Raw genomic sequence first — 24,539 nt, 5'->3', positions numbered from 1 at the left:
TTTTATTCATATCAAATCTTATCAATTTATGACCTTTTCAGAGCGACTCTCTCAGCCATCCATTATTATTCTTGACGGCGCGACGGGTAGTGAACTCGAGGCGCGTGGAGTCAAGACCCTATTGCCTTTGTGGTCAACGGTCGCTTTGCTGAGCCGCGAAGGGAGGCAAATTCTGCGATCGATTCATCGCGATTACATTCGCGCGGGAGCGGAAATCATTACCGCAAACACGTTTCGCACCAATTACCGCGCGTTAAAAAAGGAAAGCATGGAGCCGCGCGCCTTTGATTTGACGCGTATCGCCGTTGATGAAGTTCGATTTGCCCGGGAAGAATCAAAAGTAACCTCACCGGTTCTTATCGCCGGTTCCGTTGCGCCCGTGGAGGATTGTTACTCGCCGGAACTTGTTCCAACAAACGAAGAACTTTTCGACGAGCAACGCCGGCACATTGATAATTTATATAATTCCGGTGTGGATATTTTTTTAATTGAAACGATGAACACGATTCGCGAAGCGGTCATCGCGCTGGAGTATGCGAAACAGACGGAGTTGCCCGTTCTGGTTAGTTTCATCTGCAAAGACCCGGAACATCTGCTGAGCGGTGAGTCTTTAGAAAACGCAGTTGAAAGCTGTGAACTCTTCAAGCCCGATGTCATTTTAATCAATTGCGTTGAAGTAAATTTGATGGAAAGAAATTTGGAAGCGCTTCGAAGTCTGACGAGTTTACCTATCGGCGGGTATGCGAACATTCTCAAAAAAGGATATACGGCGGAATCTGATGTAACGGCGCAGGATTATGCAAAACGTGTCAAAGACTGGATCAACCGCTTTCAAATGAAAGTCGTCGGCGGATGCTGTGGAACAACACCGAAACATATTCAGTGTCTTATAGAAGCATAGTCACTTTCCCGCGGATGGCGCAAATTTACGCAGATAATCCTATTGAGTAGTCAATGTAAAATAATTTAAGTGTTGAAATTCTCCACATAATACATTTTCTAATTAGATCCGTTAATATTTGTTTTTTTTATAGATAGAATTATTTTAGGAACATGACAAAAATCATTTACAAGTGACTAACTTATGCTTAAATTGCCACCACTTAGACTGATACGCTAACTTACAATAAAAATAAACGAGGCATTTATGTCTGATTACACGAAAAAAATAATTACACATGTAAAGGCAAAAAATCCATCAGAACCCGAATTTCATCAGGCAGTTGAAGAAGTCGTCGAATCGCTGGACTTAGTTTTAGAAAGACATCCGGAATACCGTTCCGCCAAAATTTTGGAAAGAATGGTCGAGCCGGAACGCGTCGTAATGTTCCGAGTTCCATGGGTTGACGATCAGGGAGAAATTCAGGTCAATCGCGGATTCCGTATTCAAATGAACAGCGCGATCGGGCCATATAAAGGCGGCTTGCGTTTTCACGCATCGGTTACATTAGGAATTTTAAAATTTTTGGCATTTGAACAGGTTTTCAAAAACGCACTGACTACGCTCCCGATGGGCGGCGGTAAAGGCGGATCGGATTTTGATCCTAAAGGTAAGAGCGATAACGAAGTGATGCGTTTTTGCCAAAGTTTTATGACGGAACTTCATCGTCACATTGGCCCGAATGTGGACGTACCTGCGGGCGATATCGGCGTGGGTGGGCGCGAAATCGGATTTCTTTTCGGACAATATAAGCGCCTGACACGCGATTTCTCCGGTGTTTTGACGGGTAAAGGATTGAACTGGGGCGGCTCACTGATTCGTCCGGAAGCAACCGGTTTCGGCGTAACGTATTTTGCGGAAGAAATGCTGAAGACTAAAGGTCAATCGCTGGCAGGTAAAATTGTCGCAGTCTCAGGATTTGGCAACGTTGCCTGGGGTGCCGCGAAAAAAGTTACTGAACTCGGCGGGAAAGTGGTCACGCTCTCAGGCCCCGACGGATTTATTTATGACAAAGACGGAATCAAAGGCGAGAAGATCGATTACATGCTTCAGATGCGCGCCAGCGGAAACGACCGTGTGAAAGATTATGCGGATAAATTTAAAACGGAATTTTTTGCAGGCAAACGTCCATGGAGCGTCAAAGTGGACGTTGCTCTGCCCTGCGCCACCCAGAATGAATTGGATGAAAACGATGCAAAAGAATTGGTAAAGAACGGATGCAAATGCGTTGCAGAAGGCGCGAATATGCCGACAACCATTGCGGGCTTCAAAGTATTTACCGATGCGGGAATCCTTTATGCTCCCGGCAAGGCTTCCAATGCGGGCGGCGTAGCCACATCAGGACTTGAAATGTCGCAGAACAGCATGCGCCTGCCGTGGTCGGCTGAAGAAGTGGACCATCGCTTACACGAGATCATGAGGAATATTCATCAAACCTGCGTCGATACCGCTGCGAAATACGGCACGCCGGGCAACTATGTGAATGGCGCGAATATCGCGGGATTTCTCAAGGTAGCCGATTCGATGCTGGATCAGGGTCTTGTATAATTTCGATTTTCATACAGATTGCATTAATGATCGGAGCGCCAAAACGCTCCGATTTTTTTTCTCAAAAAAAAGAAACTATTGCGCGAAAGAAGAACATCAGTTACTTTTATTTTCAAATTGTGAGTAAACCGGGAATGCATAAAAAATAATATGTACCGCGATCTTAGCTCAAATAACTTGGATCACAGCCCGCAGAGCGGAGGCTACAGCACGCGTATTCACCGTTTTCAAAAACTGATGCGCTTTAAAGTACGGGATATCCTGCTCGTGTCAAGTTTGTACGACTCGTACTTATTCGAAGAAGACGGACGCCTGTTCGAATTGATCTACAACGAATATCAAGGCCTCAATCTCAGCCATGCGCCGGAGATCACGCACGCATTAAACGGCAAAGAAGCGTTGGAACTGTTGAGTGAGGAAAATCGATTTGATCTGATCATCACATCGATGCATATCGAAGATATGCATGTGGTTAAACTGGCTAAAATGATCCGCGAGGCCGGTTTTTCAGCGCCGATCATTTTACTGGCGTATGATAACCGTGAACGTAAGGAACTGGTATCTAATTTCGACACATCGATCTTTGAAAATATTTTTATCTGGCAGGGTGATTACCGTTTACTCATCGCGATTATCAAATTGGTTGAAGACAGAGCCAATGTCGAGCACGATACGCAGACTATCGGCGTTCAAACGATCATTCTGGTGGAGGACAACGTTAAATTTTTTTCATCTTATCTTCCGCTGATCTACAAAGAGATACTCAAACAATCGCAGGAATTAATATCCGAAGGTGTTAATCTGAGCCATAAATCCTTACGTATGCGGGCGCGCCCGAAAATACTTTTATGCACCAACTACGAAGATGCGTGGGCATGTTTTGAAAAATATCAGGAAAACGTGCTGGGCATCATTTCCGATATCAATTTCAAACGTAACGGGGTCAAGGATCCCCTGGGCGGTATTTCATTCGCAATCAACGTGCGTGAGAAACATCCGGATATTCCAATTCTTCTCCAATCAAGCAATGCGGGATTTGCCGAGCGAGCGCAGGAGATTGGATGCGCTTTTATTCAGAAAGGTTCGCCGCGGCTTCTGCACGAACTGCGGAGTTTTATGGTCAACAACTTCGGTTTCGGTGACTTTGTTTTTCGACTTCCTGACGGAACGGAAGTCGGCCGCGCGCATAATCTGAAAGAGCTGGGAGAACAACTCTGCACGGTTCCTGAGGAAAGTATTCGATATCACGCCGACCGTAACCATTTTTCAAACTGGTTAAAAGCGCGCACGGAATTCTGGCTTGCACAGAAATTAAAGCCGCGAACCGTATCAGAATTCAATTCTATCAATGACCTGCGTGAAGTGCTGATCAATTCCTTACGATTGTATTTGGATCTACGCAAGCGCGGAGTCATGACCGATTTTTCAAAAGAAACTTTTGATATTCGAAATGGGTTTGCGCGAATCGGCGGCGGATCTATCGGCGGTAAAGCTCGAGGTTTAGGCTTTGCCAATGTATTAATTAATAATTACGATGTATATGAAAAATTTGAAGACACCCATATCACCGTTCCGTCTGCCGTCGTCATCGGAACGGATGTGTTTGATCAGTTTTTGCATGAAAATAATCTTGAAAGTTTTGCGCTCCAGTCTAATGACGATGTGGAGACCAATCGACGCTTTGTCGAGGCAAAAAAATTTCCGAGAGAGGTCATTCGGAAATTAAAAGACTATCTGGAGTTGGTCAAAGAACCTCTCGCTGTGCGTTCTTCCAGTCTATTGGAAGATTCACAATACCAGCCGTTTGCCGGGGTCTATGAAACGTTCATGATTCCTAACAACGATAAGAGCCTAAAGATTCGTCTTGATGAATTGCTGGACAGTATCAAACGTGTTTATGCCTCGACCTTTTATAGGGCTGCCAAGGATTATATGAAAGTCACTGCGCATCGTCTGGAAGAAGAAAAAATGGCGGTTATCGTTCAGCGGATGGTTGGATCGCATAACAACGGCCGATTTTATCCTACTTTTGCCGGTGTAGCCAAGTCATACAATTTCTATCCTGTGCCCCCCCAAAAGGCAGAAGACGGAATTGTGCTTTTAGCTTTAGGATTAGGTAAGACGGTTGTTGAGGGAGGGAATACCGTGAGATTTTGCCCCAAATATCCACGGCACCTGCTTCAATTTTTTTCTACCAAGGAAACGATCAAAAACGCCCAGCATGATTTTTTTGCGCTGAATATGAATTATCGCCTATCTAAAAATGTCATCGAAACGCATGACTTACTTGTTCAGCGATTTGATCTCACCGAGGCTGAAAAAGACGGTACGTTACACTGGGCAGGCTCAACTTACTCTCCCGAAAACGAAATGGTATATGACGGTATTTCGAGAGCGGGGACTCGCGTTGTCACGTTTGCACCTGTTTTGAAACACAAAATTTTTCCATTGCCTGAAATATTAGACCTTTTGTTAGAATTAGGAAGTTGGGGCGTTGGAACGCCCGTTGAAATCGAATTTGCGGTGAACATGAATGTGGCATCCGGCGCGCCCAAAGAATTTTGCGTTTTGCAGTTGCGGCCGTTGGTATTGAGCCAGGAATCGGAAGAATTAAATGTCGATAATTCCAGTTCGGACCAACTGGTGTGTTACAGTCAGCATGCGTTGGGCAATGGGGCTATCGACGATATATTTGACATCGTGGTCGTCGACATTGAAAAATTTGACAGGTCGAAAAGTCAGGAAACGGCCGAAGAGGTTGGAAAATTAAACGCAAAATTGCTTTCGCTTAAACGGCCTTATATTCTCATCGGCGTGGGACGCTGGGGTTCACTTGATCATTGGTTGGGGATTCCTGTGACGTGGGATCAGATTTCCGGAGCCAGCGCAATTGTAGAATCCGGGTTCAAAGATTTTGACGTGACGCCTTCGCAGGGTTCTCATTTTTTTCAAAATATTACGTCATTTAGAATTGGTTATTTTACGGTCAATTCTTTTTTGCACGAGGGGTTCATTAACTGGGATTGGCTGACACAGCAAAATGCAGTGGAAGAATTGCAGTATACGCGTCATTTGCAGTTTGATTCTCCGATTGTTGTTCGGATCAACGGGCATCAAAACAAAGGAGTCATCCTAAAACCGGAAATCTGAGCACACGTTTCCATAAAACCAGCCTTAATAAAAAACGATTATCATTTTATTTGCTTTTAAATTAAAATGATAATATATTCACATGAGTAAACACTTGCTTCCTGAAACGGCCCTGTTTCCGGGAATATCCTCATGCTGGATAGTGGATTACAAATCACCTACCTGAATCAATCTCTCCCTTTTATTTGTGCGCCCGCCTTCGGCGTAGATGGCAAATTCGACAGTTACGTCAGAGTTGGGCGCAATACCTTTTCGCAAGTTGAGATGGCCAAGAGAACGCCATCCATGATGAAAATAAAGAAAAGAATATAAATTGTAATTGAAGCAAATGAAATTGAAAAACTGTATTTATCTATCAATAGTATGTGATATGATTGATACCAAATATTATTTGTTGAGCAGACAAAGTCTGATATCGATTACAGAATATATATATTCTGAGGAAGAGGAAAATTCATCTGAAAAGAATAAAGGTTTCAAATTATATTCAAGTTAGCATGAGCTTATCAACAAAAAATAAACTCTTATCAATTAATGAAAGGAGTGCAAGATGAGCATACCTTCTTCTGGAGTCATCAATCCTTTTGCGATGGCAGAGGCTCTCGAGGGCAAAAAAATACGTTGGGCCGATAATCCTCAACCGCAGCTTGAAAAGGCATTTGGTATGCCGATTTCACAGCTGCTAAAACCTACAAAGGGTAGTCCGATATACGCTGGGCTAAATGTCTCCAAAACCAATGTAAAATTTAATTCGCCATTTAAAGATTTAAAATCCCTTGATGAAGACAGTGCTTTCCAAAAAATAAAGCAGGGTAAAATTCATGGCCTTTCATCCAAGTGGGTTTCATCACTTCCTGATAAAAAACAAAAAAGGCTCTTACATCTTTTCCGTGCTACACAATTTGCTGAATCCTCTCCTACCCCCCCGCCCCCTTTTGTTTGGAAAGATCCAGGTAGCTTTTATGGTTCTGGAGGAAGTAGTGACAAAGAAGTTACGGACCCTGTGCAAGGTGCTATAGGGGACTGCTACTTCATTTCCGCGATGTGTTCTGTCGTATGGGTTAAAAAATCAAAAATTTATCGTCAAACGGTAAGTTCAAATCCGGATAAAAATAAGGTAAAGTTCTATGCTGGCAGCAATCCAGTTTATATAACTTGCACTGAAAAGGTTCCAGTTGCGATAGCAACTGATTCTCTTGTGTATGCTCGATCTTACGATAACGATGAATTCTATCCCTCCTTCTATGAAAAAGCATATGCAAAATGGAAAAATAATACTAGCTCCGATTATCCCGATTATTCAGTAATTCATGGCGGTAGCCCTGGGGGAGCCCTCACAGAGCTTACAGGGGTTAGTAATAAGGCATATAACACAAATACTGCTACTCCACATAATGTTACTACGCAGATAATGGTAAGATGTGATCCAATGACTAAAAAAACACTTGTACCGATTACTGCGACAACATTTCCCTCTGGGAGTGATTATGGTGGTACGAATGGCATCTACGCATGGCATGCGTATTCTGTACTGGGTTGGATGAAGGAAGATTCTAATTTCTATATAATTCTGAGGAACCCCTGGGGCAAAGCAGGTGCCAAGAAATATCGTCCTAGTGCAACTAAATGGACACTTACTACTCCAGATCCGAACGATACTGAAACGGTAATTGAACTAAATAAGAATGGAATCTTTGGATTGCGTGAAGATAAGTTTAACGAGTGGTTCTCATGCATTGAATATACAACTAAAGCAATCTAATCTTAGATCCGATTAATAACTCGGATGGTTAATCTAAAGGAACTACCTCGAGGCAGGTAAGGGGTAGTTCCAAATGTAATTAAAGAGGTTCTATCTAACGGTATTGTAAATAAGTTGCGACTATTTGAGACCATGAATCAATGTCCATCCCACGGAAGATACTGCAATCTAAACTTGAGAAAAAGTACAGACACACAACAACGTATAAATACTCCGCTGACGCTTCGGGCTTCGCCACATTTTGCTTTCACGACGCTCCAGCAAAACGTTATTTATATGCGAACCGATAGAGGTACACCATGAACACCGATGAAATTATTCCGGTTATTCAGAAATTCCAGGAGCGCCGTGGAGGATTGATCTCGATACTTGAAGAAATACAATCCAAATACGGCTATCTACCTGAAGATGCATTACGCCAAGTGGCCGATAAAACCAATCACGACATGGTGGATATCTACGGCGTGGCGACGTTCTACCGAGCTTTTCGCCTGAAGCCGCGGGGACAGCACCTCGCATCCGTATGTCTTGGCACCGCTTGCCACGTCAGAGGTGGCCCCGGCATTGTCGAAGAATTTGAATCACGATTGAAAGTAAAAGGCACGGGTCAGACAACAACGGATAAAGAGTTCACACTCGAAACGGTCAGATGTCTGGGAGCCTGCGCGCTGGCGCCTATCGTGGTCGTGGATGGGCATTACTTTCCGAACGTTAACACTTCGCAGGTTGATGAGATCATTTCAAAAACCAGGAACGGACTGGATAAAGTTACCGTTGATCACGATGAAAGAATATTTCCCTTAGAAGTTAATTGTCCGCTGTGTAACCACAGTCTTGCAGATCATAAACATCTGATTGACGGCCATCCGTCGATTCGTTTGACCGTTTCTTATAGAGCTGAACATGGCTGGGTTAGACTGTCCTCGCTCTACGGAAGCTACACCATCGAGTCGGGTATTGAAATTCCAATAGACGCCGTAGTGCATTTTTTCTGTCCTCATTGTCATGCTGAACTGATCGGCGCATGGAATTGTGTAGTCTGTGATGCCCCCATGGTTCCAATGATCGTACGCGGAGGCGGCATAGTACAGATTTGTTCACGACGAGGTTGCAAAAGCCACTTGTTGGACCTGGAAGGGAAACCAGGATAAGTCAAGATTTGAATATTCCAAGATTATAACGGAAATCACTTATGGAAAAGATCAATTCAATTCGATCACTTAGGGAATACCGAGAACAATTAATAAATCACAGAAATCCAGAACTTCCAACCATAATCATCCCCGCAGGAACATGCGGCCAGGCGAGCGGGGCCAATGATCTCATTCGCATCGCCAAACGGGAGATCCTTTCCAGAGGCCTTCAATCAAAAGTCTACCTCAGGGTAACCGGATGTCACGGATACTGCCAGATGGAGCCGTCCGTACTGGTCGAACCGCGCGGCACGTTGTATCCAAGATTGCGCGGCGAGCACATGGTGCGTATAGTGGAAGCTGTCGAAGCCGGTCGAATTCTCGAGGACTTGCTGTACAAAGATTCCGCAACCGGAGAACTCACCGAACTGCAGCGGGATATTCCTTTTTTTAAAAAACAGACTCGCACTATTCTTTCCAGGAATGAGGCTGTAGATCCCATTAAGATTACCTCTTACATCGAAGCGGGCGGGTATGCCGCCCTTGAGATTGCCCTGGAGCGGGGTGATGCGTCATGGGTAGTGAATGAGGTGAAAGTATCCGGGCTTCGCGGACGCGGCGGGGCCGGGTTTCCAACAGGCTTAAAATGGGAAATGATGGCGGCACAGAAGAGTGCCGCTGGAAAATTCCTCGTCTGCAATGCGGACGAAGGAGACCCTGGCGCATACATGGATCGCAGCGTGCTGGAAGGCAATCCTCACAGTATCATCGAGGGTATGATCATCGGCGCTTACGCAACCGGTGCTACGGAAGGTGTCGTTTATGTTCGTCATGAATATCCGCTGGCCATCAAGCATCTGACGATTGCTCTGCGGCAGGCTCGCGAACTCGGACTGCTTGGATCGAACATTCTTGGAACCGGGTTTTCATTTGATATCGGAATTATTAAGGGCGCCGGTGCCTTTGTTTGCGGTGAGGAAACGGCTCTCATAAGATCCATCGAAGGAAAAACAGGTGAACCGCGCCAACGGCCACCTTACCCAGTACATCGGGGAATACAGAAAAAACCTACGGCCATCAACAATGTCGAGACTTGGGCTAATATCCCCGTGCTGATCGGCTTATCCGGAGATGAATACGCACGAATCGGCACGAAGAAAAACTCCGGTACCAAGATTTTCAGCTTGGTAGGTAAGGTCAGGAACACTGGGCTTGTGGAGATCCCGATGGGAGCGACGATTAACACGATTGTAAACGATATCGGCGGCGGTCCAGTCAGCCACGCAAAGATCAAAGCGGTCCAAACCGGCGGACCTTCGGGCGGATGCATTCCTGCGAATATGTTTGATCTGCCTATCGATTATGACAGCCTGAGCGCCGCAGGATCCATTATGGGTTCCGGTGGCATGATCGTGATGGATGACAATACGTGTATGGTGGATGTCGCAAAATATTTTATGAGCTTTCTGAAAGATGAATCCTGCGGCAAATGCTTCACATGCCGCAAGGGTACCCAACGTATGTTCGAAATTCTTGAGGATATTTCCAACGGCACCGGGAATGAAAAGACATTGTTGCTGCTCGATGAATTGGCTCAAGTTGTGAGGGATACCTCCATGTGCGGATTAGGCCAATCTGCACCTAATCCGGTGCTCAGTGCGCTGCGATATTTTCGTGAGGAATTCAGACGGCATCTTTTTGATAAACGGTGCGATGCTTTTGTGTGCAAAGGGTTGGTCGGCGCTCCGTGCGCAGCCGCATGTCCGGTTGGAACGGAGGCATGGAGGTACATTGCCCACATCGAGCGCGGAGAATTTGAAGAGGCTTATCAAGTGATTCGTGAAGCGAATCCATTTCCATCGGTTTGCGCCCGTGTTTGTAACCACCCCTGTGAGGATCGATGTAAGGCCGGCACGAATGGCGGCCAACCGATCGCCGTCCGCGCTCTGAAACGATTCATTACCGATCGTATCGATCCCTCCGTTTATCGCCGGCCGGTCCGCGAAACTTCTTCGGTTGGTCTTGGACCTGTAGCTGTTGTAGGTGCAGGGCCTGCGGGACTTACGGCGGCGCATTTTCTCTCGTTGAAGGGTTATGAAGTTACCGTATTCGAATCCGACGCTCAACCCGGAGGCATGCTCTTCAGCGCAATACCGTCTTATCGGCTTCCGCATAATATCATCAAAAAAGAAATCCAATCCCTTTTGGACGAGAACATCACCATCACATGCAACACAACGCTTGGGCGCGACATTACACTTGATAGTCTTTTTGCTGATGGCTACAAAGCGATCTTTGTTGCCATCGGGGCGCACAAAAGCCTGCGGCTGCAATTGAAGGGAGAAGAGTTGCCGGGTGTATATCCCTCCATCCAATTTTTAAAAGCATTCAATCTCAACGGCGAGCAACTCGCCAAAGGATGCGTCGGCGTGATCGGCGGAGGCAACTCGGCGGTGGATGCGGCGCGCATTGCCATTCGGCAGCCGGGGGTGGTAAGTGTGACCATTTATTATCGCCGAACGCTCGAAGAAATGCCCGCATTCGCCGAAGAAGTGGAAGCTGCGCTGCAGGAAGGCATCGTGATCGAGACGCTGATGTCTCCAACCGGAATTCTTTCCAGGAATAACCACTTATCCGGAATCGAGTGTATAAAGAATGAATTGGGCGAATTGGACGCCACCGGTCGCCGTCGCCCGGTCGCAATTCCCGGAAGTCAGGAAGTGATCAATCTCGACACGTTGATTGTTGCGATCAGTGAAGGTTCCGATACGGATTGCGTTACCGTTGCAGGAGCCAATCGGCTCGACATTGACAGCAAAAGGAACACGGTCATCGCCGATCCCAACACTTTATGCACCAACCGCGAGGGAGTTTTCGCCGGGGGCGATGTGATCACCGGTCCCAATACGGTAGTTGACGCCATTGCTGCAGGGAAGAAAGCCGCCATCATGATCGATCGTTATTTATGCGGCGAAACACTCCGTCAGCCGGCCGTACATAAATTACCTAAACAATATCTCGCTCCATCTAACATCAATGGCTCTCATCTATCAACTAAGCGGGCGGATGTTCCGAGGATACCGGTTTACCAAAGAACCCGGTGCTTCGAAGAAGTGGAAAAGACGATTTCTCCCGAAGAGGCGGCCAATGAAGCCCGGCGCTGTCTTAGATGTGATCTGGAGTTTACGCAGAAGAATCACGATAAACACGAACTTCAAGAGATAAAGGAACAACTTATATGATCACGCTGAATATCAACGGATTACGGGTCAGTGTGGAGGAAGGATCGACGCTGCTCGAAGCGGCGCGGTTTATCGGTTTTCCCATTCCGACGCTTTGTCACATGGATGGGCTAACGCCTTACGGGGCATGCCGGCTTTGCGTCGTGGAGATCGGTGAGGGTTTAAAATCAAAACTGGTTTCGTCTTGCACTTATCCTGCCGAAGAAGGATTAAAAGTGCGTACCGCTTCCGAACGGGTCATGCGCTCCAGGAGAATGGTGATCGAACTTCTGCTGGCAACCTGTCCGCAGTCCAAGACCATTCAGGATATAGCTGCGCAGTTTGATGTGCGTCAGCAGAGATTCCGGCAGGAACATGAAGACTGCATTCTGTGCGGGCTCTGCGTTCGAATCTGCAAAGAACAAATGAATGCAGGCGCTATAGGCTTTCATGGACGAGGCGACCACCGAAGCATCGGAACTCCCTTCGACATCAAATCGGAGAAGTGCCGTACGTGCGGAGCCTGCATTTATGCTTGTCCTGCATGCCAGTTGCGGTGTACCTATACCCAGCCGGAACTTGCGGTGTGCGGCGGCTGCGCTAATATCAGCCCGCCTTGCCTGGAAAAAGATATCTTTCACGACATGATGTGTTATATGAATCCGTGCGCTGCCTGTGAAATCAAACGAGATTAAATGAAAAGGAGATCCAGCCATGTCACTCTCAAGAATTAACGCGACCGCTGCTACACTTACAAAGAATCGAACGGACGGTTCGGTAGTACCTACTTCAGGTATGTGTGTTACTTGTGTAGACGGATGTATAGGAATGTGCGAAATCGGAAAGTCGGCCTACCGGGGCCATGAATGCATTTATCCGCAACCGTTCGGAGTCATTACAACCGCCGGAGAAAAAGCCTATCCAGTCGACTATTCTCACTTTAACATCATGGGCACGGCAGTCGGCGCACACGGCATCGAGGCGGACAGCGACAAGGCCATATTCCCGAACGTCAACCTGGAAGTTCGTATTGGACATGATAAAGGACTGAAGTTCCGCTATCCGTGGATCATTCCCGGTATAGGATCGACTGACATTGCAAAAAACAACTGGGAAGGGCTCGCTATTGGATCCGCTATTTCCGGAACAGGTCTTACGATTGGCGAAAACGTCGTAGGGATGGATATGGAGGCTGTGATTTCCAATGGCAAAGTAATTGACACCATGGACTTAAAACGTCGTGTGAATCTGTACAAGGACCATATGCGTGATGGATACGGAGCCATTATCGTTCAGGCCAATGTTGAAGATACCCGGCTTGGCGTGCAGGAATATGCGATCGATAAACTAGGTGTTCAGGTTGTCGAATTAAAATGGGGACAAGGCGCAAAAGATATCGGCGGCGAAGTAAAGATCAAGAGCTTAAAAAAAGCCCAGGCACTTTATGAGCGAGGATATGTCGTACTTCCAAACCCCATGGATGAGAATATAATCAAAGCGTTTGAGCGCGGCGCGTTCAAGGAGTTCGAGCGCCACTCGCGCGTCGGGATGGTGACGGAAGAATCCTTTGCGAAGAGGATTGAAGAATTACGTAAAGCCGGTGCGAAGTACATTTTTCTCAAGACCGGTGCGTATCGGCCGGCCGATCTGGCCCGCGCAGTGAAGTTCACTTCTAAATATAAACTTGATCTGCTGACGGTAGATGGCGCGGGCGGAGGTACCGGAATGAGCCCTTGGCGGATGATGAACGAGTGGGGCGTGCCGCCCGTGGAACTGCACTCGCTTCTTTATTCCTATGTACTGCAACTGTCCAAGAAAAAGCTGCATGTTCCCGCGTTGGCGGTTGCCGGAGGATTTGTATTTGAAGATCAGATTTTCAAGGGATTGTCCCTTGGCGCTCCGTTTGTAAAATTAGTCGGTATGGCGCGCGCGCCCATTGCGGCGGCCATGGTCGGGAAGACCATCGGTTATGCCATTGCAGAGGATGAATTACCCGTTTATGTCGAACGATTTGGCAACACCAAAGATGAAATATTCGTAACGGCCAGCATGTTACGCCAGGAACTTGGCAACGATGAATTCGAGAAAGTACCGGCCGGCGCGCTGGGATTATATACCTACTATGAACGGCTTGCGCAAGGGTTACGTCAACTCATGGCCGGCAGCAGGAAATTTACCCTTGATCACATCACACGTGATGATATTGCATGCCTTACAAAAGAATCTGCGGAAATGACCGGAATTCGATACGTCATGGATGTGGACAAGGAGGAAGTGGAAACCATATTGGCTTGAAAGGATCTACATAAAAAATAGAAATTCCAAATCACAATAATATTAAATCCAAATAGATTCAAATTTCTGAAATTAAGTCAAATCGGTTTGGCAATTTGTGTTTGTTCATGACAACCCCCTAGCCCCCTTGGCTAAGGGGGAATAATACGCGAATACTACATAATTCTTTTTGCAATCTGTTCTGCAATGATCTTCCCGTGAAATCTCCCGTTTTCAATAAATAATTTATTGGTGTTAATTCCCGCCGAGACGGACCCCGCCACATACAACCCTTCTACATTTGTTTCAAGCGTCTCCGTATGATGTTGTGGAACAAACGTTACCGGATCCACGGCGATATTACAGGACTTCAGAAATGCGGCATTGGGGCGGTAGCCCGTCAATGCAAATACAAAATCATTTTTTATTTCCAACGAATCGTTTGTATACAAATTTCGGATTGAAACGGCCGTTTTCGTAATACCGGTTACGATGGAATTGAGATGCAGCTTTATAACGCCTTCCTTCACGCGATTTTGAATGTCCGGCAGTATCCAGTATTTAACGCTTTCTTTGATTTCGGCTCTTCGATGAACCATGGTCACGCGCGCGCCATAACGAAATAATTCCAATGCGGCGATGCAAGCGGAATTTTTCCCTCCGATGATCAAAACATCTTTATCAAAAAAAGGATGCGGATCGGTATAGTAATGTGAGACCTTTGAAAGCTGTTCACCCGGAATGTTCAGCGCGTTGGGCTGATCATAGTATCCGGTAGAAATAATAACAAACCGTGAGCGATAATTGGAAACTTCACCGTGCTGGTTTTGCGTTTGTATTGCGAACTCGTTTCCATTCTTTTCAATGGACACCACTTTTTCGAACGTATGAATATTGAGGCCATGATGCTGAACGACTCGTTTGTAATAATTCAGTCCTTCCTCGCGCGTCGGTTTAGGGTTTGTTGTCGAAAAAGGAATATCCCCGATCTCCAATAGATCCGACGTAGTAAAAAAAATCATATTTGATGGAAAATGATAGATCGAATTAGTCAGCGATCCTTTTTCGATCGTAAGCGCGTTCAAGCCGGTTTTTTTACATTCGACGGCGCAGGAAAGACCGGTCGGGCCCGCGCCAATGATGATGACGTCAAAAAGGGGTGTGGCTGTGTTCAAACGTTATTCTCTCCTGTGCAGGCGTGTCGCGAACGGTGATGAGTTGTTTTTTTGTTTTCAGATTGAATATCTGTTTGATAAGCAGGCTCGACACTTCCTCAAGCTGTGTCGTGTCCTCATTCTGTTCCTCCATCGTTTTTATAGTTTCGCGAAGAGCGGTCAATTTTGTTTCCAATTGAGCGTACTGAATAGTTGCAACGCAGTCGTGCATGTCGAATTCCAGCAACTCATCCATGCTCAAACGCAGTATCGCTTTTTGAATATCTTCCGGAAATGAATTAACCACATCCGACTCACTATAGGATTCGTTTAGATTCCATTGAGTATAAATAAACTGAACGACTTTTTGGATTGCAGAGTTCTGAAAATCATCCGGCCTTAGGAATGAAAAAATTTTTTCTGCTCCCGGTAAACCTCCATCCAAAAGCAATTTCAACAAACCGCGTTCTGCTCTTATGATGTTTACAGGCAATTTTTCCCGATCGGGAGATTTTGTATGCGCCGTCGTTATGGCGCTGCGTAAGGAATCATGGCCTTTGGAAACTTTTTTCAGTTCCTGATATATCAGCGATTCATTAACCCGAAGTTTTTCTGCGATCTCGGATGCGAATAAACTGACTTTGATCGGGTCGCGTATGTTGGCGGTCACATTGATCAATTCCCGCGCGGCAAAAGTTCGTCCGTTAACCGTGTCGAGCTTCTTATCCTTATGCCATTGTTCGATTCGAAAATCAATGTACTGTTTTCCCTGTTTGATCAGTTCGCGAAACGCTTCGGCGCCCTTTGCGCGAACGAAAGTATCCGGATCGTGTTCTTTCGACAGAACCACGATCTTCACTTCGAGGCCCGCTTGCAGCATGATTGCGCCGCCGCGTTCCGCCGCATGAATGCCGGCATCATCTCCGTCGTAGATCAGCGTCACGTTTTGTGTGTAACGTTTGATCAGATTGGCCTGATCCATGGTGAATGCCGTTCCGCTCGACGCGGCCGCGTTGGTAATACCGAACTGATGAAGCGACATGCAGTCGGCGTATCCTTCGACGATGATGATCTCGTCCTGTTTTCGGATCGTTTCTTTAGCCTGGAACAACCCGTACAGGACTTTTCCTTTTTGATAAATCGGATGTTCCGGCGAGTTTACGTATTTCGGTGAAGTTGGTTCCTGACGCAGAATCCGTCCGCCAAACGCCATCACGCGGCCTGTTGCGCTGAATATCGGAAACATGATCCGGTGGCGAAACCGGTCGTAATATCCGCCGTCGTTTTTTTTCATAATCAGTCCCGCTTTTTCCAATGACGGCATGTCGAGCGACTGGGATTTAGCAAAAGTGAACAAAGAATCCCATGTATCGGGTGCGTAGCCCACGCCGAATGATTTCAGAACGGGCTCGCTGAATCCACGCTGATTCAAATACTCCCGCGCGATCGTACCGACCGAACTTTGAAGCTGATCGTAAAAAAACCGCGCCGCCGCTTTGTGAACATAGAACAGCGTTTCAATTTCCGATTTATCTTTTTCATCCTCGTCGGAAGCAAAACGCGGCAATTCTATATTATACCGGTCCGCCAGAAACCGGATCGCCTCGGGATAATTGATCTTCTCATAATTCTTGATAAATGCAATCGCATCGCCGCCCACGCTGCAGCCGAAACAATAGAAAATTTGTTTGTCCGGACTGACGGTAAACGACGGCGTTTTTTCATTATGAAACGGACAGAGCCCGACGTAATTACGCCCGCGCAGTTTGATCGCAACATACTGCGATACCACTTCCACAATATCTGCGGCTTGCTTGATCTCGTCTATTTTAGATTGAGGGATTTTCATTTGGTAGTATTAAATATTTATGGATCACATTATGAACGTCATAAAGGCATAGTGTACGGCAACAATCATATCTGTCGAATTTACTGGAATTTGATTCTGCAAATGACTTACCAGCATAAGTTCCATAATACTTCCGCTGATGATCGGTATACGCAGATTATCGCTGGTGCGCATCGGAAGCAGTTCAATTACTGCCGCCGCCAAAGCGCCCGTGAGTCGTATCGACATCGGAATATAATTGAAAAAAAATCCGATTCCGACCGCGATGATCAAAAAAGCTAAAGTTCCTTCGAGCGTTTTGTTGAACAGTTTTGTTCTGCCGAATGTTTTTCCGATGATCGCCGCGAAACCGTCGCCGAAAATTAAAAAAAGCAAACAAAGGATCGCGATCTCTTTGTGAAAAACAAGGATCACGAGAAAAGAGGAAATCAGTAAATAGGTTGCACCGGAATAATGAAACGATTCTGTATCGCGGAGCATAGAGCCGAATATTTTATGAAAGAAACGGTTGATCGAAGTGTGGGCCAAACGCGCATATTCGATCAAAACGGCAAATCCAAGTAACGCGCCTATAGTCCACAATGCCGTAGCATAATCCGTAAGGTAATATCCGATAGGAATTGCTGCCGATAAGAAATGAAATCCTTTCCGCTTGATCTCATTGATCAGATTCGAATCGGCATTTTCCATTGTGGACGCCGGTTTCGCGGGAACGGTTATTATTTCGGGTTCTAAACTCATGAACTTTATTTTTTTGAATTCGTCCCAATATAAACCTGGTATGGCTGGAATGCAAAAGCTAAATTGTGATGCGGATTGTGAATTCATGGGAATTTTTACCGAAAAGCTCGTAGGGATAAAGCCTGATTTCCTCCGCGATTTTTGCGTCCTTTGCGGTTAAGGTATTTTCCGCGGAACTTCTTAATTGATTATCATAACGAAGATCAATAAATTGCGCCAGAGTTTTTACACGACATACCTATGCCCGAAAACACCGTTCTTAAGGATCTGCTTGAAGCTGCTTCGGAAGCGGCTTATCAGGCGGGGAAAATTACTTTAAGTTATTTTCAAACCGCGCATATTGAAGTGGAGACCAAGGCGGACGACTCGCCGGTGACGCTGGCTGACAAAAAAGCGGAACAATTCATAAGGCAGTTTATCCAGACGCGTTTTCCGTATCATGCAATGCTCGGAGAGGAATTTGGCGAGATTCCTGGAACGTCGCCGTATCGCTGGATCATAGACCCCATCGACGGAACAAAATCTTTTATTCACGGCGTTCCGCTTTACGGTACCATGATCGGGATCGAAGACCGGCGTATCGAAGACGCAGTGGCGGGCGTCGTTTATTTTCCGGCGCTCAACGAATTGTACTCTGCGGCAAAAGGGCTCGGCGCTTATTGCAATGGGAGGCGGATACAGGTTTCTTCAGTGCAGAAGTTAAAAGATGCGGTAGTATTGGTCACGGATATGACGCAGGCATACGATCATCCAAAAGCGGAGTGCTATGACGCCATTCAAAGAGGGTCGAAGTTTGTTCGCACCTGGGGCGATTGTTACGGACACATGCTGGTGGCTGCGGGGCGCGCGGAGATCATGCTTGATCCGAAAATGCATTTATGGGATGTTGCCGCGCTGAAACCGATCATCGAAGAGGCCGGAGGAAAATTTTTTGATTGGAATGGGACAAACGGATTGTATATTGACGATGCGCTCGCATGTAATGCGGAGCTGGAGCATGAGGTCGTAGAGTTATTGGATATTCAAAATTTGTCAGATTTCTGAAATCCGGCAAATTTAACGTTTAATTTTGGAGTAAAGTATGCCATTTGAAATTCAGGAAATTCTTGAAACCGTTCGAATGACCGAGGTCGAACATTTTGACATTCGAACGACGACGATGGGCATCAGTTTACGCGATTGCGCGCGCGGCTCGGCTCAGACCACGATCCAGGCAATTTACGACAAGATATGTAAGTGCGCTGAAAAGCATGTTGCGACGGCACGCGAGGTGGAATTGAAATACGGTATCGCCATTGCCAATAAACGCGTATCCATCACGCCGGTATCCATTCCGTGCGATTCGTTTACAACGAATGAATTTGTTTTGCTCGCGCGTAAACTCGATGAGGCCGCGGCCGTGATCGGCGTTGATTTTCTTGCCGGTTTTTCAGCGCTGGTTCAAAAAGGATTTACCAGAGGCGATAAGGCTTTTATCGACTCGATACCGGAAGCTATCGGCACGACGAAACGCGTCTGCTCGTCCGTTAATATCGGTTCCACTAAAGCTGGGATCAATATGGATGCCGTCATCGCTATCGCTAAAGTAGTCAAGGATCTGGCCGAACGAACGGCGTCGGAAGGCGCGATCGGATGCGCAAAGTTCGTTGTTTTCTGTAATGCGGTAGAGGACAACCCGTTCGTAGCCGGCGCGTTTCACGGTGTCAGCGAAGGCGAAGTCGTGGTCAACGTCGGCATCAGCGGACCCGGCGTGGTTCTGACTGCGATCAAAGAAGCGCCCGATGCGGATCTGGGCGAATTGTCGGAAATTATCAAACGCATGACATTTAAGATCACTCGCGCGGGAGAATTGATCGGGCGGGAAGTTGCAAAAATGCAGCATGTCGATTTTGGGATTGTGGATCTTTCACTTGCGCCGACGCCTGCGGCGGGTGACAGCATTGCGGATATTTTGGTTGAAATGGGTCTAGAGGACGTAGGCGCCTGCGGTACTACGGCGGCTCTTGCAATGCTGAATGACGCGGTGAAAAAGGGCGGGTTAATGGCGTCGTCTTATGTCGGCGGATTGAGCGGAGCGTTTATTCCGGTGAGCGAAGATCAAGGCATGATCGCGGCGGTTGAAAAAGGAAATTTAACCATGGAAAAGCTGGAAGCGATGACCTGCGTTTGTTCCGTCGGCCTTGACATGGTGGCCGTTCCCGGCGACACGCCATGGGAAAACATCGCGGGACTGATCGCGGATGAAGCGGCTATCGGCATGATCAATAATAAGACCACGGCAGTCCGGATTATTCCGGTTCCGGGCAAGAAAGTCGGAGATTCCGTGGATTACGGCGGATTGCTCGGCCGGGCGCCGATCATGGCATTACGGACGCTCTCTCCGAAAAAATTCATCACCCGCGGAGGACGTATTCCCGCGCCGACCGGCGGGTTGACCAACTAAAATACTTCTGCAGGCGTTAAATTCGCATTACACCTTCCGAAAAAAAAATTGATTTTAAAATCAATTCTTAATATGTTCAAAACGCCCGTATTATATTGATTCCGACGACAGTTGCGGCGGTATCCTGAAGGTATTATTAATGATTGCAACGGAGAAGCTCATGGCGCAAGACGCGCAGGCTCCTGTAATAGCGGGCGATGATAAGCCGTTTGAATCCATGATGCGGCGGTTTGATATAGCCGCAGATATTCTGGAATTGGATCCTGGAATTTATGAATATTTGAAGACGCCGGAGAAACAGGTAATCATTTCCATTCCGATCGCCATGGATGACGGCAGCATTCAGGTGTTCAAAGGATATCGCGTCATTCACAGCACGGTTCGCGGCCCGTCGAAAGGCGGCATTCGCGTAACAAATACAGTGAACCTGAACGAAGTAAAGGCCTTGGCGGGTTGGATGACGTGGAAATGCGCCGTAGTTAATATTCCGTTCGGCGGAGCGAAAGGCGGCATTAAATGCGACCCGTCTCGCCTCACGGAAACGCAATATGAAAAAATTATCCGCCGGTATACGGCGAATTTAAGTGAAATTTTCGGGCCGGATAAAGACGTTCCTGCGCCGGATGTCAATACCGGTGAACGCGAAATGGGTTGGCTGATGGATACGTACAGCATGCACGTGCGACATACAGAGACCGCGGTCGTGACCGGTAAACCGGTGATCATGGGCGGATCGCACGGACGACGGGAAGCAACGGGGCGCGGCGTGATGATTGTTACGCTCGCTGCGATGAGAAAGTTGAATCTGGATCCGAAAAAGTCAACGGTCGTTGTGCAGGGGTTCGGCAATGTCGGATCGGTTGCAGCCCAATTGCTTCAAACCCAAGGTTGTAAAATCATCGGTATCAGCGACGTGACCGGAGCATATTATAATAAACAAGGGATTGATATTTCTGATGCCTTGGCGTTTGCAGCAAAAAATAAACGCACGCTGGCCGGATATACAAAAGCGGAAAAAATCACGAACGCGGAATTACTGGAACTCGAATGCGACGTACTGATCCCGGCCGCGCTGGAAGATCAGATCAAAAAGCATAATGCAAAAAACATTAAGGCGAAAATCGTCTGTGAAGGAGCTAACGGGCCCACCAGCGCATTGGCAGATCCGATCTTACAGGAAAAAGGAATCATGGTCATTCCGGATATTCTGGCGAATGCCGGGGGCGTGACCGTGTCGTACTTTGAATGGGTTCAGGATCGTATGGGATTTTTCTGGACAGAGCAAGAGGTTAATGAACGGCTTGAAAGAATCATGGCGGAAAGTTTTGAAGCGGTGTATGCCACCGCGATGACGCACAAACAACCGCTGCGGATCGGTGCGTATGTCTTGGGAATTGATCGCGTAGCACAAGTATTGAAATTGCGCGGAATTTACGCGTAAGGTAATAAGGAAAGTAGTATGCCAAAAAAGATTTTAATCGTGGATGATAATAAAACCGTTCGCACCCTGCTGAGCATAAACCTTCGAAAGGAAAATTTTGAAGTTCTCGAAGCGGAAAACGGCGTGGAAGGACTTGAAGTTGTCAATGAACAATTACCCGATCTCGTGATCTCCGATATCATTATGCCGCAGATGGACGGATTTGAATTTTGCAAACAGGTTCGCACCACCTCCAAAGTTCCGATGGTTCCCTTTATGTTCCTGACCTCGATCGATCAGGTTGCCACCGAGTTACGCGGGCTACGCACCGGCGCGGATGATTATCTGATCAAGTCAAATATCAAAAAAGAAGAACTGGTCGGCAAAGTTCAGGCGATGCTCAATAAAGCGAATGAGTACAAGCAAGCAGAGCAGGAAATTCAGGACGGGTTATACGGGAAATTCAGCGATTTGAGCCTTATCGACGTTCTTCAGTTGCTCATCATGAATAAAAAAACGGGCATTCTCACGATCACCCGTGACGGTGAAAAGGCGGAATTGTATTTTGATGACGGTAGAATGCTTCACGCGGAGTACAAAAAATTTGTAGGCGAAGAAGCGGTGTACAATTTAGGCGAATGGAAAGAAGGCGTATTCCGTTTTGAACGAACGGACGTAAATGTGTCGCCGACTATTCACACGGTGACTATGAACTTATTGATGGAATATTGTCGCATCACCGACGAACAGAAAACAAGATAGGATTAATTTTTCGTGCATGTCCGGTTGACTCACAAATGGAAAAGATAGGTTCAGCCCGAGCGCAGTCGAAGGCTGATTTTACTATTTGTCATGGTTCGACAAGCTTGTCTTGAGCCCTGTCGAAGGGCTCACCATGAAGTAGGTGGGTAAAGCGGATAAGCGCATTCATTTTTCATACGTTGTATAAGGCCTTCATATGGTAGAAACAAAAAAAAGCCCCTGTAAAATCCTGATTGTGGATTCCGATGATTCGACGCGCGCGCTGCTAAAAGAGAATCTCGCAAAAGAAGATTACATAGTTTTTGATTCCGGCAACGGAAACGTTGCGTTTGATATTGTGAATCGTGAAAAGCCCGATCTCGTGATCAGTGATATTTTTCTTCCGGAAATGAACGGGTTTGAATTATGTCAGCGAATCCGGGATACCAGCAATATCCCAACCGTGCCGTTCATTTTTTTTACGGCTATTGACGACATGCTCACGGAGATACGCGCCTTTCGGGCAGGCGCCAATGAGTACATGGTCAAACGTAATACCAAACGACAGGATCTCCTGGTACGGATTGACGGCATGCTCAGCAATGTTAATGCATTTGAAAAAGAAAAAGCGACACTGCGCGAAGGGTTTCTTGGAAAATTGGGCGATGTCAGCGTAATTGATATTCTGCAACTGCTTTGTAATACCAATAAGACGGGAAATCTGCTGATCTCCGACGGAACGGTCGAAGGCAACGTGTATTTTATGAAAGGCCGTATTTTTTACGCCGAGCTTGGCCAGGTTAAAGGCGAAGATGCAATTTACGACATGATCTTTTGGGAGGACGGGTTTTTCAGATTTAATCAGGGAGAAATTCCGCGTCAGGATATTATTGCGTCGCCGACCAATAAGATTCTCAGCAAATGCCAGCGGTTGCTTGGCAAAGCCTGATTTTCTATCTACGCTTTTCTTAACATCCGAGGTTCTGAATTCATGGTTACAAAAGATACCGTACTTGTGGTCGATGACGAATTTGACGCCATTGATCCGCTGATAAAAGCTTTGAAGCATGACGGATTTGAAGTGCATTATGCCGCCGACGGCATTCAGGCATTGGATCTGGTAAAAAAAATTCCGTTCAACCTGATTCTGATGGACATTATGATGCCGCGACTGAACGGATACGAAACGCTGGAAAGATTGCGGGAAGACGAAGAGACGGCGTATATTCCGGTTATTTTTGTGACCGGGCATTTTAACGCGGAGGAGATCGTGAAAGGGCTCGGTTCCGGAGCTGTTGACGCCATCAGCAAACCGTTCCATATTTCGGAAGTTATCATGCGGAGCAAAGTTCGTATGGCGGAAGCAAAACTGAAACGGCGTTACACCGCGGTCACCCATTTTTTTTCGGAAGCTCAGGAAAAGGAACAAAGCCGCCGCACCGGATTGTTTGAATTTTACGATCACGCAAAAACCAAGATCGGCGACATTTATGTTGAGGATGGCAAAGTCGTTTACGCTACGAGCCGTGATGCGATCAAAGACGACGCGTTCCTTCAATTAGCTTCAACCCGTCATGCATGTTATATTTTCCAGGACGATGTAAAAACTCCGACCAAGTCCTTGTCCGCTAATATTACCAGCCTGATTCTTGAAGCGTCAAAGATCATAGACGAACTGGAGGCCAAGGAAATTCGCGATGATAGTCAGAAACGCGTATTAGTGATCGATCCCGACCGTATTCCGCGTATACTTGCCAGCCGTGCCTTGAAAGCAAGCGGGTACAATACCATGGTAACGAGTACGGAAGAAATTAGTGCGGAAACCGTCCGCAAGTACAACCCGGATGTGATTGTCGTCGATCATGGTCACGCCGAATTGATCCTGAACAAAATCAAAAACGGCATGGCGCCCAAAAATGCTGCGATTATCATTTACAGTGATCAGGACCATCTGGATCAATTTGACGGAATGGATCACATAGGCGAATTTAAAATTGATGCATTTATTTCAAAAACCCAAATTGATCAGTCCCTGTCGCACGTGGTCTATCAGGGATTGAAAAAGATGGCCTGAATTTTGGGTTCTTATCCCGTTGTACTCCCGTCACTCATGCTGAGTTTGTCGAAGCATGACGAGAAAATCAACAAAATCAGCCTTCGAAC

The 24,539-nt window shown here is 46.7% G+C and carries 17 protein-coding genes; 14 read left to right on the top strand and 3 right to left on the bottom strand.

What is annotated here, in order from left to right:
• The first annotated feature begins 28 nt into the window (after nucleotides 1-28).
• From F9K33_03000 to F9K33_02965, 8 genes are all read left to right on the top strand, one after another.
• The gene (locus F9K33_03000; GenBank protein KAB2880943.1) at nucleotides 29-901 is read left to right on the top strand and encodes a homocysteine S-methyltransferase family protein; all 873 of its coding nucleotides are present in this window, start codon (nucleotides 29-31) and stop codon (nucleotides 899-901) included.
• A gap of 246 nt (nucleotides 902-1,147) precedes the next feature.
• Nucleotides 1,148-2,488: an NADP-specific glutamate dehydrogenase gene (locus tag F9K33_02995; protein ID KAB2880942.1), complete on the top strand. Its 1,341-nt coding sequence runs from the start codon at nucleotides 1,148-1,150 to the stop codon at nucleotides 2,486-2,488.
• A 237-nt stretch (nucleotides 2,489-2,725) separates the two neighbouring features.
• Entirely contained in the window at nucleotides 2,726-5,638 is a 2,913-nt protein-coding gene (locus F9K33_02990; protein ID KAB2881002.1) for a response regulator, read from the top strand.
• 550 nt (nucleotides 5,639-6,188) lie between these two features.
• A complete protein-coding gene (locus F9K33_02985; protein KAB2880941.1) occupies nucleotides 6,189-7,400 on the top strand; it encodes a hypothetical protein in 1,212 nt (403 codons plus the stop codon).
• Nucleotides 7,401-7,699: 299 nt separating this feature from the next.
• Entirely contained in the window at nucleotides 7,700-8,551 is an 852-nt protein-coding gene (locus tag F9K33_02980; GenBank protein ID KAB2880940.1) for an NAD(P)H-dependent oxidoreductase subunit E, read from the top strand.
• 41 nt (nucleotides 8,552-8,592) lie between these two features.
• Complete coding sequence (locus F9K33_02975; protein KAB2880939.1) at nucleotides 8,593-11,775, top strand: NAD(P)-binding protein; 3,183 nt, start codon at nucleotides 8,593-8,595, stop codon at nucleotides 11,773-11,775.
• Nucleotides 11,772-12,449 carry a 2Fe-2S iron-sulfur cluster binding domain-containing protein gene (locus F9K33_02970; GenBank protein ID KAB2880938.1) on the top strand — a complete coding sequence of 226 codons (678 nt, stop codon included), beginning with the start codon at nucleotides 11,772-11,774 and terminating at the stop codon, nucleotides 12,447-12,449. The genes F9K33_02975 and F9K33_02970 overlap by 4 nt, the downstream gene beginning before the upstream one ends.
• 19 nt (nucleotides 12,450-12,468) lie before the next feature.
• Nucleotides 12,469-14,049, top strand: a complete 1,581-nt coding sequence (locus tag F9K33_02965) for an FMN-binding glutamate synthase family protein (GenBank protein KAB2880937.1) — start codon at nucleotides 12,469-12,471, stop codon at nucleotides 14,047-14,049.
• Between the two features lie 155 nt (nucleotides 14,050-14,204).
• Here F9K33_02965 and ypdA read toward each other — a convergent pair whose 3' ends face one another.
• Genes ypdA through F9K33_02950 form a run of 3 tightly spaced genes read right to left on the bottom strand, consistent with a single transcriptional unit; the run spans nucleotide 14,205 to nucleotide 17,772 of the window.
• A complete protein-coding gene (gene ypdA / locus F9K33_02960) occupies nucleotides 14,205-15,203 on the bottom strand; it encodes a YpdA family putative bacillithiol disulfide reductase (protein KAB2880936.1) in 999 nt (332 codons plus the stop codon).
• A complete protein-coding gene (locus F9K33_02955) occupies nucleotides 15,178-17,031 on the bottom strand; it encodes a DNA primase (protein KAB2880935.1) in 1,854 nt (617 codons plus the stop codon). Before F9K33_02955 ends, ypdA begins: the two co-directional genes overlap by 26 nt.
• Nucleotides 17,032-17,055: 24 nt before the next feature.
• Nucleotides 17,056-17,772, bottom strand: coding sequence for a hypothetical protein (locus tag F9K33_02950; GenBank protein ID KAB2880934.1), 717 nt, complete (start codon nucleotides 17,770-17,772; stop codon nucleotides 17,056-17,058).
• A 240-nt stretch (nucleotides 17,773-18,012) separates the two neighbouring features.
• On the opposite strand from F9K33_02950, the gene hisN reads away from it, so the two are divergent.
• The 6 genes from hisN to F9K33_02920 all read left to right on the top strand — a co-directional run bounded on the left by hisN (nucleotide 18,013) and on the right by F9K33_02920 (nucleotide 24,450).
• On the top strand, nucleotides 18,013-18,816 hold the full coding sequence (hisN, locus tag F9K33_02945; protein ID KAB2880933.1) for a histidinol-phosphatase: 804 nt from the start codon (nucleotides 18,013-18,015) through the stop codon (nucleotides 18,814-18,816).
• 37 nt (nucleotides 18,817-18,853) lie between these two features.
• Complete coding sequence (locus F9K33_02940) at nucleotides 18,854-20,215, top strand: PFL family protein (protein KAB2880932.1); 1,362 nt, start codon at nucleotides 18,854-18,856, stop codon at nucleotides 20,213-20,215.
• 160 nt (nucleotides 20,216-20,375) lie between these two features.
• Nucleotides 20,376-21,656: a Glu/Leu/Phe/Val dehydrogenase gene (locus tag F9K33_02935; protein ID KAB2881001.1), complete on the top strand. Its 1,281-nt coding sequence runs from the start codon at nucleotides 20,376-20,378 to the stop codon at nucleotides 21,654-21,656.
• An 18-nt stretch (nucleotides 21,657-21,674) separates the two neighbouring features.
• Nucleotides 21,675-22,397: a response regulator gene (locus F9K33_02930; GenBank protein ID KAB2880931.1), complete on the top strand. Its 723-nt coding sequence runs from the start codon at nucleotides 21,675-21,677 to the stop codon at nucleotides 22,395-22,397.
• A gap of 196 nt (nucleotides 22,398-22,593) precedes the next feature.
• Complete coding sequence (locus F9K33_02925) at nucleotides 22,594-23,325, top strand: response regulator (protein KAB2880930.1); 732 nt, start codon at nucleotides 22,594-22,596, stop codon at nucleotides 23,323-23,325.
• A 42-nt stretch (nucleotides 23,326-23,367) separates the two neighbouring features.
• Nucleotides 23,368-24,450, top strand: coding sequence for a response regulator (locus tag F9K33_02920; protein ID KAB2880929.1), 1,083 nt, complete (start codon nucleotides 23,368-23,370; stop codon nucleotides 24,448-24,450).
• Nucleotides 24,451-24,539 lie beyond the last annotated feature (89 nt).

The sequence above is a fragment of the bacterium genome, assembly GCA_008933615.1.
Taxonomy (GTDB): domain Bacteria; phylum CLD3; class CLD3; order SB21; family SB21; genus SB21.
The sequence above is the reverse complement of the archived record's forward strand: the minus strand, read 5'-3'. Positions and strand labels throughout refer to the sequence as shown.